Here is a 15,329-nt window from a genome sequence, read left to right as displayed (position 1 = left end):
CGGGCTTTTACGGGCAGTTTATCTCCCACCTACCTTCTTTGCTTCCGCTGAATTTTGAGGTGGGAGTATTACTGCCCGTTAATGCGGGATAAAAAATAGAGCTCCTATTCCATTTATAGGAGCTCTATTTTTTATGTCAAATGTATGGAATTGAAGGATAACCTCCTCCATTCCATACATTCTATTAAACATCACCAATTGACATACATTTATATTTTCACATTGTTTTTTGACGTTAACATACTGCCTGTTACATACGCAATACAAGCAAAAACAATCGGCAGCACGACTGTATGTATACCAAACGGATTTGGAAAACAAAGGTGAACGATTATATAAGAACCAACACCAAAAAGAATAGACGCAAGCGCCCCGTATGCATTCCCCTTTTTCCAATATAACCCTAAAACAATCGGCCAAATAAAAGCGGCCTCTAAACCACCAAAGGAAAATAAATTTAACCATATTAAAAAATCTGGCGGTTTAACAGCTGCAGCATATACAAGTAAACCAACGATACCCGTAATCCATAAGCTTCCTTTTTTTATTGTTGTATCTGCTGCGTGTTCATTTATGTAATTCACATATATATCTTTAATAATAGATGAACTCACCAGTAATAACAGTGAGTTTACCGTTGACATAATTGCCGCCATTGGGGCCGCCAAAAATATTCCCGCAAGCCAAGGCGGTAATACTTCCATTGCTAGAAGCGGCATTACTTTGTCCGGCACAGTTACACCCGGAAGTACTACACGGGCAAATACACCTGTTAGATGCATCCCGATCATAATGGTGCCGACAACAATCGTTCCAATAATGAGCGCTTGATGCATTGCTTTTGAATTTTTATAAGACATCGCCCGCACGCTAATTTGCGGTAATCCAACAACGCCAATCCCAATTAAAATCCAAAATGATGTCACATACGTTTTCGTTAAACTACCATCCGCTCCAAACGGTGTAATTAAATTGGGATTGATTTGAACGAGTTCTTGCATGATCTTTTCAATTCCGCCACCAGCAATCACCGTTGCAATTAAAATAATTGTCGTACCTGCTAGCATAATAATGCCAAGCAGTGTGTCGGATAAAGCAACTGCACGGAATCCACCAATTATAACGTATACAAGTACAGAAAAGGTAAAAAGAAATAAAGACGTTGTATACGAAAGGCCTGTTAACGATTCAATTAACCTTCCGCCTCCAACCCACTGAGCAACTGTTGCTGAAAATAAAAAGATAATAATACATAATGCCGAAAGAATGACCACCGCTTTATGATTGTATCTTCCTTTTAAGTAATCAATAAGCGTAATTGCTTCCATCTTTCTTGCAATGATTGCAAACTTTTTACCAATTACCGTCAAGACGATGTAACCCGTTACAACCTGGATTGCCGACAATAATACCCATCCAAGCCCCATATTATATGCAATTCCAGGTCCACCGATAAAACTACTCGCACTACCGTACGTAGCAATCATTGTCATAGCTAATAATAGACCGCCAAGTTCACGTCCACCAAGAAAGTATTCTTGTAAAAATTTATTATGAGCCGTTGCTTGCACACGCCTTGATGCATATACACCAATTAAAAATACAACGATAAAAGAAATTATCATTGGAATTATTACGTACCAATTCATTTATCATTCCTCACTTTTTTCTTCCTCATCGAGCGAAATATCTTGAAATGCAAAACGCACGATTAAAATAAGAAGTATAACAACTACAACAAAACCGACTATACAACTATAAAAAAACCACGCTGGAAAACCTAATACATATGTATATTCACTTGGATCTTTACTACCAAGCCCATAAGCAAACCCATACCATATGATAAAATTGATAAAAGCAAGTCCAAGACCAATTAACGCCTCTCTATGGGCAATTCGAAAGCGTGGATCATCATGATAATCTTTCATTTTCTCCCTCCTCTCACGATGTATAATTGTAACATTGTTCTTTTAGTTTTTCCTACTAGAAAAGAAAAACTAGAAGGATTTTTTTTAAAGATATAGAATTTAGCTTCATATTACATAATTTTTACAATTGTAACGTAAATGAAATTTGAATTTTCAGTCTTTGTTATTTATGATTAAAATTAGAGTTCTTTCACCTAGTTTTTACAACCTTGTTACAGGAATAAACGCCGTCTCGTACTGCGTTTACACTATATTTTCAAGGGGGTTATACAATGAGTCAACTAGCTGTAAATCTTCATGAAAAAGTTGAAAAATTTCTTCAAGGAACAAAAAAATTATATGTGAATGGAGCGTTTGTTGAAAGCGCTTCCGGAAAGACGTTTAAAACTCCTAACCCAGCAACTGGCGAAACACTTGCAATTGTTTCGGAAGCTGGCCGCGAAGATATTCATAAAGCTGTAGTAGCTGCTAGAGTTGCATTTGATGAAGGTCCTTGGTCACGTATGAGCGCTGCTGAGCGGAGCCGCCTTATGTACAAGCTTGCTGATTTAATAGAAGAGCATAAAGAAGAATTAGCACAGCTGGAAACATTAGACAACGGAAAACCAATCCGTGAAACGTCAGCTGCAGATATTCCGCTTGCAATTGAACATATGCGTTATTATGCTGGCTGGGCTACAAAAATTGTCGGTCAAACAATTCCAGTCTCCGGTGAATATTTTAACTATACACGTCACGAAGCAGTTGGTGTTGTTGGACAAATTATTCCATGGAACTTCCCGCTCCTTATGGCGATGTGGAAAATGGGGGCAGCACTTGCAACTGGCTGTACAATTGTTTTAAAACCTGCAGAACAAACCCCACTTTCCGCATTATATTTAGCTGAATTATTTGAAGAAGCTGGATTCCCGAAAGGTGTTGTCAACATCGTACCAGGATTTGGTGAAACAGCTGGACAAGCTCTTGTCAATCACCCTCTCGTTGATAAAATTGCATTTACCGGTTCAACTCCTGTCGGTAAACAAATTATGAGACAAGCCTCTGAAACACTGAAACGAGTTACATTAGAACTTGGTGGTAAATCACCAAATATTATTTTGCCAGATGCTGATTTATCTCGTGCAATCCCAGCTGCACTTTCTGGTGTTATGTTTAACCAAGGGCAAGTGTGCTGTGCAGGATCCCGTTTATTTATTCCAAAGAAAATGTATGACAATGTCATGGCTGATCTTGTGCTATATTCGAAAAAATTAACACAAGGCGCAGGTCTAGATCCACAAACTACAATTGGCCCCCTTGTTTCTGAAGTGCAACAAAAACGCGTTTTAGGATACATTGAAAAAGGTATTGAAGAAGGTGCAGAAGTCCTTTGTGGTGGAAATAATCCATTTGAACAAGGCTATTTCGTTTCTCCAACCGTCTTCGCCGACGTAAATGACGAAATGACAATTGCCAAAGAAGAAATTTTCGGACCTGTCATCTCCGCATTGCCGTTTAATGATATTGATGAAGTAATTGAACGTGCAAATAAATCATCATTTGGTTTAGCTGCTGGTGTATGGACAGAAAATGTTAAAAATGCACATTACATTGCAAGCAAAGTCCGTGCTGGTACAGTGTGGATAAACTGTTATAACGTATTTGATGCCGCTTCTCCATTTGGTGGATTTAAACAATCCGGTCTTGGCCGCGAAATGGGATCTTATGCATTAAATAACTATACAGAAGTGAAGAGCGTTTGGGTGAATCTGAACTAAATGAAAGAGCCTGACCTACTCTGTAAAATAAATAAGTGACAATATCTATCTTTCCTTATAAGAATAAGAGGATGTATATAATGTTGCACATTATATATGTATTAGTACATTGCTCAATAAGAGTGATGTACTTTTTTATTATGCTGACCCCTTTATGGCCTTATATACAACAACAACATTAGTGTGGTTACACTAAACAGGAATGTATGTTTCTATTTTAAATAAAAGAAGGAAATATGACCGTAAATCAAATTTGTGAAATTACAAATGTGTCTAGAGCTTCATTATATAGAAAGCTATCCGAAGGGAACAAATAGTCCTTCCTTACCCCATATTCCAGAAAAGGGCTCGATTATAGACCAACACAGTCATTGTGTCATGCTAAAATCAGGAAAACATTGTGAAGAAATGCACTTAAAGTATCGTGGCAGGTTAATTTAATAAATGATAGAATTATTATCAGTCAATAATATTTTGTAAAGTGGTGAATTCATGAATATTATAGAAAAATTTGGTGATGTACCTAAAATAGAAACGGAACGTCTCGTCCTTAGAAAAATCACATTAGATGATGCAGAAGATATGTATTTATATGCCTCGAATGAAGAAGTAACGAGATATGTAACGTGGGATACTCATTCTTCATTATCAGATACAAATGAATTTATAGATTCATTTGTACCTCAATATGATGCTCCATGGGGGATTGAGCTAAAAGAAAATGGTAAATTTATTGGAACAGTTCACTTTGTTTGGTGGCAGCCAAAACACAATAGTGCTGAAATTGGATATGTTCTATCTAAAGAATATTGGAGCAAAGGGTTAATGACCGAAGCAGCAAAGGCAATCATCTCTTTTGGGTTCGAAAGTATGAACTTAGTTCGTATTCAGGCGAGATGCTTCTTAGAAAATGAGGGTTCAGAGCGTGTTATGGAAAAGTTAGGTATGTCTTTTGAAGGTATAAGTAGAAAAGTAATGTATGTTAAAGGGGAACATAAAGACTTAAAGGTGTACTCTTTATTAAAGTTTTAGAGTTTTTACCAAAGATTTAACGTAGTAAATGAATTATGTAATACTTTTTATTTTTTTCGTTTCAACTGATGAACGTCATTTTACAACAGTCATATATTGCATTAAATAGATTTATCAGGATTTACACTTAAACTAACGGGTGTTTTCCTTGAATAACGTTTTCTACAATCAGGTGCTTTAATGAAGTAACTAAAGCCTAATTTCTCACTTATACCCCCGAGAAATTAGGCTTTTTATATTGGGATTTCCTTAACGTTGTAAATCCACATTTTCCTGACGCTACCCCTTATATGCCCCAACTTGATTTGTACTAGCTGTTATTTGTTCCCTTTTATATCTGAAATATATTTTAGGAGAAAGACGGTCCTTACAACGCGTCCTAGTTCTCTAAATACTTTATAAAGTCGATTTTTTTACTGTCAATTATATATGGGCTTTATTCTTTTAATTTCTCCTCCTGCGAAAGAGCACTACCCGCTGTAAATTCTTCTAAAGCATGCATGGCAAACCTCGCATTGGGATAAGTGATCAAGCCGCCACAAATCACACAAATTTTGAGGGTTTCCATGATTTCATCGATGGTTGCCCCTGCACTTAAGCAGTCTTCCATGTGATAGCAAATGCATTCATCGCAGTGGCTGACTATTGATATGACTAATCTCATAATGGTGTACTTACCCTAACTGACGTTTAAATACTTTACTGGCGAAGAAGTAAGCAATGACCATGATGCTGACGCACCAGGCAAGTGCGATCCAGATACCGTTGCCAACAGACCCTTCATACAAGAGAGCACGAATTGTATTCACTATTGAAGTCACGGGCTGATTCTCAGCGAACGCACGGACAATTTTAGGCATGGTTTCGGTGGGGACAAAGGCCGAACTGATAAACGGTAGGAAAATCAGCGGGTACGAGTAGGCTGTCGCCCCTTCCATAGACCTTGCTGTCAATCCGGGAATGACCGCCAGCCATGTTAGCGCCAACGTAAATAGCCCGAGTATCCCAGCTACCGCGAGCCAATCTAGGATATCAGCGCTGGAACGGAAGCCCATCAAGAGGGCGATGAGGATAACCACCACGACAGTAAGCGCATTGGAAACAAGCGAGGTCAACACGTGAGCCCACAATACCGACGAGCGCTTGATGGGCATGGTAATGAAACGCGCCATCAGCCCGCTCTTTACATCCGTAAACAGCCGCAGTGAAGTGTAAGCGACGCCGGATGCGATAGTTATCAGCAAGATTCCCGGCAATAAATAATTGACGTAGTTGTCCGTGCCTGTCTTTATGGCACCGCCAAATACGTAGACAAACAGCAGCATCATCATAATCGGCGTAATCGCCACCGTGATAATTGTATCCGGGCTGCGCATGATGTTGCGCATTAAACGTCCTAGTAATACCCCTGTTTTACTTTTCATTTACATCTCCTCCTTTTTGCCAATGATCGCGAGGAAAATTCCCTCCAATGTCGGCTGCTTCTCGATGTACTCGACTTTCGCTGGCGGGAACATCTCTTTGAGTTCGGTAAGGGTACCGGTCGTGATGATTTTTCCGCTATGCAGGATGGCGATACGATCCGCCAGTTGTTCGGCTTCCTCCAGATACTGGGTCGTCAGCAAGATGGTCGTGCCACCGCCGGCAAGCTCCTTGACTGTATCCCAGACTTCAATCCGCGCTTCGGGATCAAGTCCTGTCGTCGGTTCGTCGAGAAAAATGACTGTTGGCGTCCCGATCAGGCTCATGGCGATATCAAGCCGGCGCTTCATCCCGCCGGAATACTGGTCTGCTCGGCGGTTGGCCCCATCAGTCAGGCTGAACCTTGCAAGCAGATTGTCGGCGACTTGAACGGGATTGGAAACTCCCCGCAACTTGGCGATCATCATCAAGTTTTCTCGTCCAGTGAGCATGCCTTCTAAAGCTGCGAACTGCCCTGTCAAGCTGATGCTCTGGCGAACATGATCCGGTTGACGCTGGACGTCAAAGCCGCAAATACCTACTTCGCCACCATCGGGCTTCATCAGCGTCGAGAGGATGTTGACCGTCGTTGTCTTGCCTGCTCCATTTGAGCCCAGCAGTGCGAAAATTTCGCCACGCTGCACCTCAAAATCCAACCCCTTTAAGACTTCCTTGTCTTTAAAGGATTTTTTTAACCCTATTACAGAAATCGCTGCATTGCTCATACTTTTTTCCTCCTTATAAAAAGCGCTTTGCGGAGCTAGATTGCCTATACCCCTCTATTTAGTCTTACAGATAATCTGTATTACTTATTACCAGGTTAAAAATATAACTGAATAGCGAAGGCGGCAATTCACATTTGTAACCAGCTAATCAGTCGGTATTATCTATTGAATTTATTTTTTTCTCAATCGCTTCATGATACTCTGATTCAAATCTTCACGATACTTGGCGACATAGGTTTTAGCGTTTGCTACTAGTTCGTCAGCAAAGGACGCTACGTCGTCCCCAGTGATTTCCAGCACTTGTCTACCTTCCGCTGCACCGGCTTCGAACAACTCGATTAATTCATACTGTATGTGCAGCATATCCATCCCGTTGCCCGCTGAGAAATTCCACATGTAGTTTTGAATTTTCTTGAATACAAACTGGTAGTCCTCTGGCAGGGCTCCAACCCGTGCCATCATCATTTTGTACTCTTTTTTATCACCAATCATTTTTTTGAACATTTCCATCATATCATTTTTCCTCCTTTTTTATAAAGCTGAACAAGACACTCTAAAAATATCGGACAGAATATCTTATGAAGCTAGATTGACTTTAAGACGTTAATTTTTGATGATACAAAATCCCATTTTTCCCAAAACAATTCAAGTTCCTGGCGGCCAGCTTCATTAAGTGAGTAAAACTTGCGGGGCGGCCCCATATCTGACGGTTTCTTTTCTATATTCACAAGTTTTTTCTTTTCTAATCGTACGAGGATGGTATATACCGTCCCTTCCACGACTTCGGTAAACCCAAGCTCGTTCAGGCGGCGGGTAATCTCGTAGCCATAGGTTTCATGGCGGCTGATGATTTCCAGCACGCAGCCTTCCAGCGAACCTTTCAGCATTTCAGTTAAATTTTCCATGTTCAGATCCTCCTTTACCTCCTCTATTTTGTCTGACTTATATTCAGTATAACAGAGTACCGAGGGGAATTTTTACTGAATAGCTTTTAGGAAATAACGCTATTCAGTATTACTTATTACATGTATATTATAACACCGAGTAGAAGGTGTCAAATATTTTTCTTAAAATATTTTTACAACCTCACTATTCAGTGATACCAGTATCCAGTGTGGCATACTACAGGTGCATCGTAACACGTAGTAGATAGACTGTCAACTGGATTTTCTAAATATTTTTAAAACCAGCTATCCCCATTGGATACAGCCGAGTTTCTTTATAGGAGCTTTTACTTCCTCCTATGCTTCTTTCACAATGATTACACCGTGAATCATTCCCATCCAGTAGCTATACATGTAGGCTCCCGATTTCTTTGGTATGAAAAAGATGAGGTTTTCTCCTACTTCCAGTGATCAATTCCTTCCGAAGAAATGCTAAAGAGTATTTCCGAAATGAAAGAAGAACTTCGTAGACCTATGTCCTTAATAATCTCAGCAGAAAAGTAAATGTTTATGCAAGATGTGGGGACGTTTTTCTTTTTGGGTTCACGGGAACTTCAGTAAATTAACTGAGGATTATTCTATTTCAAGCATCAAAATGAAACATCATTATTATCTCTATACACAAAAAGCAATTACATTGTAGTAGTAAATGAAGTCATTTGTAGTACAACAAAAGGATAGAACAAGCAGAATTTCTCTGTTTGTTCTACCCTCTTCTTTTTATCTATATAATGTTGCACATTATATAATTATTCTTGGTATACATATACCAAACGCACATCACTTGATTCTAAATAAAAAAAGTTGGTCAGGCTCTACTTATTATGTAATTGATTTTTTAGAGAATTCAAACATTTTATTCCATAACGTATTTAAAAATATAGAACTATCTCTTACACTTGTAAACCACCACTCACATTTAATACCTCACCTGTAATATATGAAGCATACTCTGAAGCGAAAAAGGCTGCTGCATTTGCGATATCTTGCGGCGTTCCAATTCTCCCAACTGGAATTGCACCAACCATCTTCTCTTTCACTTTATCTGGTATTGTTTTTGTCATATCTGTATCCATAAACCCTGGACAAATGGCATTACAAGTAATACCAAATCCACCTACTTCTTTTGCTGCTGTTTTTGTTAATCCAATAACACCTGCTTTCGTTGCAGCATAATTCGCTTGCCCAATATTCCCTTCCCTACTAATCGAAGAGATATTGATAATACGTCCAAATTGTTGCTGCCTCATATAAAGAAGTGCCGGTTGCATACAATAAAACACACCTGTTAAATTCACTTGCATGACTTGCTCCCAAGCCGATTTCTCCATTTTATGTAACATCGCATCTCTTGTAATCCCAGCATTATTCACTAAAATATGTATCCCACCGAATGTTTGAACCGCATATTCAATTAATGATTTTGCTTCGTTTTGATTACTCACATCACATGCATATACACTTACTTCATATCCTTGGTCTAAAAACTCTCTTGCTGTTTCTTTTAACTTCTCCTCATTGACATCACTGATTAACACCTTTGCACCTAATTTTGCAAAAGTACAAGCAATTTCCTTCCCTATTCCTTGTGCAGCTCCTGTTATAACAGCTGTTTTCCCATGTAAAAAGTCCATTACTCTCCCCCACTTCTATTACTTATACTGTATATTTCGGCTTTATGCTTTCCAAATCCTTTTTGTATAAAAAAGTCTATTTGTGTCAAACTAAGCTTGCAATACAGTATAAACACAAGGAGATTGTGTCGAATGAATAAAAAGAACCCAGGACGAAACAAAATTTCTGATGGCATCGATGTAGAGTTTTCTCGTGAACTCGCTGATCACGATGACTTAGAAGCAAACGCACGTGCTGACGCCGCCGATGCACGTCAAAAACGCCAGTCTAAACAAAAATAAGGGACTATCTCGCCCTTATCCTTTTTTACTTGGGACCTACTACTACCCATTAAAAATGAAATAAACCGAGAGAATCTCTCGGTTTATTTCCTATATTTTTTGATATAATGCGCAAAAGTAAGGAGTGGAAATATATGATAGTAGCTATGGTAGTGAATATAAAACCCATCTGATAGCCCTATGCCTGTAGGATAATCTTGATTCTGAGTTAGATGTGCGAGTAAATAAGAAATCCCATTTCGAATGACAGGTGTTTCCGTATCATAAAAAGCAATCAGTGCATCGAGTGCCCATGCCGTTTGTGATGGTGTACTAAAAGGTAACGCAATAAACTTCTTTTCTATACTACTCCTGCAAGACTCGCCCCACCCTCCATCGCTATGTTGAATACTCTCTAACCAGGTAGCTGCTTTTTGTAAAGCCGTATGATTAGATGGAACACCTACAGCACGTAAACCTGTGAGGGCTGCCCAAGTACCATATATGTAACACACTCCCCATTTCCCATACCAGGATCCATTCTTCTCCTGCGTTTGAATTAACCAACGAATCGCTCGATCTTTTGGGTTACCTTGTAACTCGTTTGGAGCGTATGTTCCAAAAAACTCCAACACTCTACCTGTAATGTCTGACGTAGACGGATCCGTAATCATATCCCCTGAGTTATCAAGAGGTAAATGTGTTAAAACTTTACTTGTTACACCTCTTTCAAAAGCTGCCCAGCCCCCATCAATATTTTGTAATCCCTTGACCCATTCAATTCCTGTCTTCCAAGCTTTTTCTATCCTTTGATTTTCTTTTCGGTTTCGCGCTAACGCTCTAAGTGCAGCTGTCGTATCATCAATATCAGGAATTGTCGTATTAACATCTGAAAATCCCCAACCTCCAGCATCAAGTAATGGGGCATGCACACTCCAGTCTCTTTTCTCTTTATGTTGTTTTTGTAGTAAATAACCTGTTGCTTTTTGAATCATTTGGTTATCATGTGGTACATGCGCTTCTTGCAACGAATAGCTTAGTAAAGCTGTATCCCACACTGTAGATGGTGAATTTTGAAGATGGGTTCTCTTATCCATATTCCATATATAAGTTTTCAATCCTAATACTGCATTTGAAATAAGCGGTGACTGAATGGAGTGTCCCAGTGCGAGCAATGCATAAATCATGTAAAATGTAGCACTCGCATAACTATATAATGTTCCATTTGTATCAATCCGCTCAATCATAAAACGCTCTGCTTCCCTGTCCCCTTTATGATGCAAAGATAAGGGGTATGATAAAAACTTCTTTACATCTCCAAGTAGCGTTTGAAACAATGGTGAACGTTCTTCACGGAACCACTGCTTTTTACTCTCTCCTGAAATGTAATCTAGATTAGGAAGAATTTTTTTAGACACAGTAAATCGTTTATTCATACAAATCATCATCGGGATGAGGTGAATACGCGCGGAACTACTTAGCTCAAATATACTAAGTGGGGAATCTTCAGGTAAAAATAAAATAGGCGTTGGAAAGTGGAATAAGGAAGGGTATTCATATCCTCCATGAAGCGCTAATAAAAACTTCGTCATAAAGTGGGCCTTTGTAACCCCACCCTGCTTCCGAATAAACGCTTCTGCACGTTTCATAATTATATCTTCTTTCGTATACATTTTAGAAGCAAGTAAAGCCGCATATGCCTCAATGGTCGTCGATAAATTACCAACATGCTCATCTTCATAGAGCTTCCAAGTTCCTTCATCTGTTTGAAGAGCTACTAGTCTTGCAACAAACGGCTCTATTTCTTGCTCTTGACCTAATAATTTAAGCAAAAAAATCATATGACAATCTGTTAATGGTGAACCTTCAAAACAAAATCGCCATGCGCCATCTTGATGCTGCATCGTTTGCAGTGCAGTAAGTTTCCTCTTAACTTCCTCACGTACTTTTTCATGTAATAACACCCTTTTCACCCACCCTTTCTAAATCCGTATACGATATTCCACTTCGCACGTAATTATGTATAAAACAAATATAAGCAGAATATGTAAATACACATTCTGCTCACAAACAATATCCAATTCCAACAACAATTCCTAAAATAGCTCCGACAACAACCTGATACGGTGTATGTCCGACAAGCTCATTTAATTTCTTATACTCTGTTTGTCTACCATGAAAAAAGTCATTTAAAATCTTTGCCTGTTTACTTACCGCAAGTCTCACTCCTGAAGCATCATACATGACGATAATGGCAAAAATAGCCGCTATAGCAAACACTGCACTCGTGATTCCTTCTACCATTCCAACACCTGTTGCTAACGCTGTAACCGTTGAAGAATGAGAGCTCGGCATGCCACCAGAAGCGAAAAACTGAGCAAAATCAAATTCTCTCATCTTTACTAATTTAAAAATGACTTTCATTAGTTGCGCCAAAAACCAAGCAATTACAGCTGCCATAAGTGGTTCATTATGTAAAATGGTTTCCATATTTCCAGCTCCCTACTTACTGTAATGGAAATTCTATACTATTAAGTATAAAGAAAAAAGCGTAGAAAATACTACGCTTTAGGATACTTTTGCTGATTTATTTTTCAAAAACTTCGGCTGCTTCCGTAGTAAAAACTTTGTTTTTGCCATTGAAAACACAAATAAAGCAACCCAAATAAAGAAAAATGCAACCATATGAGCTGATGTAAAATGTTCATGAAAAATACACACACCTAAAATAAGGTTAATGGTCGGCGAAATGTATTGTAAAAAACCAATCATATATAAAGGAATCAATTGCGCTCCTTTTGCAAAATAAAAGAGCGGCACAGCAGTAACAATACCTGCTCCCATTAAAAGTAAAGTTGAAACAGGCGAAATCGATCCAAATGAGCCAAATCCATGCTCACCACTCATAAACAAGTAAATAACCGCAAGCGGCGTTACAATCATTGTTTCCATCGTAAGACCAATCATTGCATCATAGTTTAATAATTTTTTCGTCAGTCCGTACAATGCAAACGTCAATGCAAGTGACAGCGCAATCCATGGAATCGTTCCATATCGGAATGTTAAAATGATAACGCCAATTCCAGCTAACCCTACCGCAACATACTGCCAAAAATTCAACTTCTCTTTTAATACAATTGTCCCAAGTAAAATGCTCACAAGTGGATTAATATAATATCCTAGACTGGCTTCGATAATATGATTGTGATTCACAGCCCATATGTACACGAACCAGTTTCCGCTAATTAAAATAGAAGCAATTGTTAATGAGATGAATAATTTAGGACGTTTAAAAAGACTCAACAGTTCTCCCACAAATTGCCCAAACCGCTTTGATATCCCTAAAATAAACAACATAAAAACAAAAGCCCAAACAATGCGATGTGCTAATATTTCTTCTGCAGGAACCTCTTCAACCCACTTCCAATAAATAGGGAGAACGCCCCACATCATATAAGCACCAGCCGCATATAAAATCCCTTTCTTTTGCAGTGCTTTTTGACTCTCCATCTTCCCTTTTCTCCTCTTCTCTTTTTTCTCTTCATTATAAGGGGTACCTTTAAACCTTTACAAATATTCTTCCCCTATCTTTTTCGACAATGTAATTCCTTTTTCAAAAAACTTACTTATTTTTAATATTACACGCTTCAGAACCTAGCAGAAAACAGCTAACTTCCTTTTAGAATTATCATAGAATCCTAATTTGTAGCACTAGTAAACTTAAATTACCCATAAAACATATGAATTGATGACAACAAGAAGTGGTATACCCATTTTAAATTTATTTTTATGAGTTTTATGGTGAAAAACATACATTCCAATCCACGTTCCGATTGCTCCCCCTGCTGCAGATACTAAAAACAATGTACTCTCAGGGGTACGCCATTGTTTTTTCACTGCTTTACGTTTATCAAGTCCCATCATCGAAAAAGCAACAACACTCATACACAATATATACATACATTTTACGAACATTATTAATTCTCACATCACTTTCTTTTTTTAATTCTCTCTACAACAATAAGTTTTTTATTTATATACAAATAAAAATCGCTGTAGACAGTAAAGAATTACTTGTAAACAAGCTATCTTTTCAGCCTACAGCTATTATTTCAATTATTTATCCCGCTATTCGCAGGTAGTAAAAGCTAAATTGATGAGAGCTAACAATCAACCTTAGGGATATAGTTGTTACACTTTATACGCTATTTCTTTTTCTTATATTACTATGCTTTTTAGCATACACAAAATAAACCAAAATACCTATCATAATCCAAACCATAAAACTGATTAACGTTACTTGAGAAAGATTTAAAGCTAAATACATACAACTTATTATTGACATGATTGGTAAAAAAGGAACCAATGGTGCACGAAATGGTCTTTCTATATTTGGATTTGTTTTACGCAGTACAATTACCGCAATAGATACAAATATAAAAGCTGTTATCGTTCCTATATTCACTAAATTCGCCAATAAATTTAAATCTAAAAGCCCAGCTAAAAGTGCTGCGAGAATTCCTGCAATCCATGTATTAAGGAATGGTGTTTGGAAACGTTTATGCACACTTGAAAGCTTCTTTGGAAGTAATCCATCACGACTCATTGGGTAAGATATCCGTATAAAAGCAAACATGGCTACTAAAAGCACTGTAGTTAAACCAGCAATGGCTCCTACTGATAACAAACCTGCAATTTTATCCTCTCCTACAATACGTAATGCATAGGCAACTGGATCAGCTACATTCAATTCAGTAAATGGTACCATTCCTGTTAAAACAAATGAAACACCAATATAAAGAATTGTACAAATACATAACGATACAAGAAGACCAATTGGAACATTTCGTTGTGGGCGTTTCACTTCTTCAGCTGCTGTAGCAACTGCATCAAAACCTAAAAAGGCGAAAAACACAGTAGCCGCTCCCCCAATAACACCGTGAAATCCAAACGGAAGAAATGGTTGCCAATTCTCTGATTTTACATATTGTCCACCTACAATAATAAATCCTAAAATAACAGCAAGTTTAATAATAACCATTATATTGTTAATACGCGCACTTTCTTTCGCACCACGACTTAATAAAAATGTAACAACTAAAATAATAAAAACTGCAGGTAAATCAATGATTCCACCTTTCCCCATGCCCGGTGCCGAGGCAAAAAGAGTAGGAATTTTAATATGAAATCCTAGAAGTAATGATTGAAAATAAGCGGACCACCCAGCTGCTACTGCAGAGGTTGCTAATAAATATTCTAACATGACACACCAACTAACTATAAAAGCAAAAATTTCTCCTAATGTAATATATGTATAAGAATATACACTACCGGACACTGGGACAGTAGCAGCAAATTCAGCATAACAAAGTGCCACACAGGCACAAACAATTGCAGCCAATACAAGAGATAGAACAATCGCTGGACCAGCATGTTTCGCCGCTACAATACCTGTTAGTACGAAAATACCAGTTCCAATAATTGCCCCAATTCCTAAAAGAGTTAAGTCAAATGCTCCTAACGTTTGGTTCAATACCCTTTTCTTTTCTTCATTCATTTCCTTTTAAATTAGTAGACTCATTGA

At 38.2% G+C, this 15,329-nt stretch carries 16 protein-coding genes and 2 pseudogenes; 4 read left to right on the top strand and 14 right to left on the bottom strand.

Translation table 11 applies throughout. The features are described from left to right. Positions 1-209: 209 nt before the first annotated feature. Together panF and HRG09_RS14360 are read right to left on the bottom strand one after the other, a co-directional pair. The gene (gene panF, locus HRG09_RS14365) at positions 210-1,649 is read right to left on the bottom strand and encodes a sodium/pantothenate symporter (RefSeq protein ID WP_174101440.1); all 1,440 of its coding nucleotides are present in this window, start codon (positions 1,647-1,649) and stop codon (positions 210-212) included. A gap of 3 nt (positions 1,650-1,652) precedes the next feature. Next, positions 1,653-1,931: a YhdT family protein gene (locus tag HRG09_RS14360; RefSeq protein ID WP_174101439.1), complete on the bottom strand. Its 279-nt coding sequence runs from the start codon at positions 1,929-1,931 to the stop codon at positions 1,653-1,655. 272 nt (positions 1,932-2,203) lie between these two features. On the opposite strand from HRG09_RS14360, the gene HRG09_RS14355 reads away from it, so the two are divergent. From HRG09_RS14355 to HRG09_RS14345, 3 genes and pseudogenes are all read left to right on the top strand, one after another. Further along, positions 2,204-3,688, top strand: coding sequence for an aldehyde dehydrogenase family protein (locus tag HRG09_RS14355; protein ID WP_174101438.1), 1,485 nt, complete (start codon positions 2,204-2,206; stop codon positions 3,686-3,688). Between the two features lie 224 nt (positions 3,689-3,912). Next, positions 3,913-4,005: pseudogene (locus HRG09_RS14350) on the top strand (helix-turn-helix domain-containing protein); the annotation flags it as partial. 175 nt (positions 4,006-4,180) lie between these two features. Beyond that, positions 4,181-4,720 (top strand): GNAT family N-acetyltransferase, encoded by a 540-nt coding sequence (locus tag HRG09_RS14345; RefSeq protein ID WP_174101437.1) that lies wholly within the window; start codon positions 4,181-4,183, stop codon positions 4,718-4,720. Between the two features lie 282 nt (positions 4,721-5,002). On the opposite strand, the pseudogene HRG09_RS29675 reads toward HRG09_RS14345, so the two are convergent. From HRG09_RS29675 to fabG, 7 genes and pseudogenes are all read right to left on the bottom strand, one after another. Next, positions 5,003-5,133: pseudogene (locus HRG09_RS29675) on the bottom strand (Tn3 family transposase); the annotation flags it as partial. Between the two features lie 23 nt (positions 5,134-5,156). Then, positions 5,157-5,384, bottom strand: coding sequence for a carboxymuconolactone decarboxylase family protein (locus HRG09_RS14335; protein WP_174101436.1), 228 nt, complete (start codon positions 5,382-5,384; stop codon positions 5,157-5,159). 10 nt (positions 5,385-5,394) lie between these two features. Then, positions 5,395-6,144: an ABC transporter permease gene (locus HRG09_RS14330; protein ID WP_174101435.1), complete on the bottom strand. Its 750-nt coding sequence runs from the start codon at positions 6,142-6,144 to the stop codon at positions 5,395-5,397. Beyond that, positions 6,145-6,906 carry an ABC transporter ATP-binding protein gene (locus tag HRG09_RS14325; RefSeq protein ID WP_174101434.1) on the bottom strand — a complete coding sequence of 254 codons (762 nt, stop codon included), beginning with the start codon at positions 6,904-6,906 and terminating at the stop codon, positions 6,145-6,147. 171 nt (positions 6,907-7,077) lie between these two features. Next, entirely contained in the window at positions 7,078-7,419 is a 342-nt protein-coding gene (locus HRG09_RS14320) for a DUF1048 domain-containing protein (protein ID WP_174101433.1), read from the bottom strand. A gap of 71 nt (positions 7,420-7,490) precedes the next feature. After that, positions 7,491-7,811, bottom strand: coding sequence for a PadR family transcriptional regulator (locus HRG09_RS14315; RefSeq protein WP_033796096.1), 321 nt, complete (start codon positions 7,809-7,811; stop codon positions 7,491-7,493). A 932-nt stretch (positions 7,812-8,743) separates the two neighbouring features. Further along, complete coding sequence (gene fabG / locus HRG09_RS14310) at positions 8,744-9,484, bottom strand: 3-oxoacyl-ACP reductase FabG (RefSeq protein ID WP_174101432.1); 741 nt, start codon at positions 9,482-9,484, stop codon at positions 8,744-8,746. Between the two features lie 132 nt (positions 9,485-9,616). Here fabG and HRG09_RS14305 point away from each other — a divergent pair, with 132 nt between their 5' ends. Next, positions 9,617-9,766, top strand: coding sequence for a YfhD family protein (locus tag HRG09_RS14305; RefSeq protein ID WP_174101431.1), 150 nt, complete (start codon positions 9,617-9,619; stop codon positions 9,764-9,766). Positions 9,767-9,849: 83 nt separating this feature from the next. Here the strand turns inward: HRG09_RS14305 and HRG09_RS14300 are convergent, their stop codons facing one another. From HRG09_RS14300 to HRG09_RS14280, 5 genes are all read right to left on the bottom strand, one after another. Next, positions 9,850-11,709 (bottom strand): terpene cyclase/mutase family protein, encoded by a 1,860-nt coding sequence (locus tag HRG09_RS14300; protein WP_174101430.1) that lies wholly within the window; start codon positions 11,707-11,709, stop codon positions 9,850-9,852. A 100-nt stretch (positions 11,710-11,809) separates the two neighbouring features. Further along, complete coding sequence (locus HRG09_RS14295) at positions 11,810-12,235, bottom strand: divergent PAP2 family protein (protein ID WP_174101429.1); 426 nt, start codon at positions 12,233-12,235, stop codon at positions 11,810-11,812. Between the two features lie 78 nt (positions 12,236-12,313). Further along, a complete protein-coding gene (gene rarD / locus HRG09_RS14290) occupies positions 12,314-13,255 on the bottom strand; it encodes an EamA family transporter RarD (RefSeq protein ID WP_174101428.1) in 942 nt (313 codons plus the stop codon). A gap of 210 nt (positions 13,256-13,465) precedes the next feature. Continuing rightward, positions 13,466-13,720: a DUF1294 domain-containing protein gene (locus HRG09_RS14285; protein ID WP_174101427.1), complete on the bottom strand. Its 255-nt coding sequence runs from the start codon at positions 13,718-13,720 to the stop codon at positions 13,466-13,468. A gap of 223 nt (positions 13,721-13,943) precedes the next feature. Further along, on the bottom strand, positions 13,944-15,302 hold the full coding sequence (locus HRG09_RS14280; protein WP_174101426.1) for an APC family permease: 1,359 nt from the start codon (positions 15,300-15,302) through the stop codon (positions 13,944-13,946). Positions 15,303-15,329 lie beyond the last annotated feature (27 nt).

Source organism: Bacillus sp. Xin1 (genome assembly GCF_013314535.1).
In the GTDB taxonomy this organism is placed as follows: Bacteria; Bacillota; Bacilli; order Bacillales; family Bacillaceae_G; genus Bacillus_A.
This window is presented reverse-complemented; position numbering and strand designations above follow the sequence as displayed.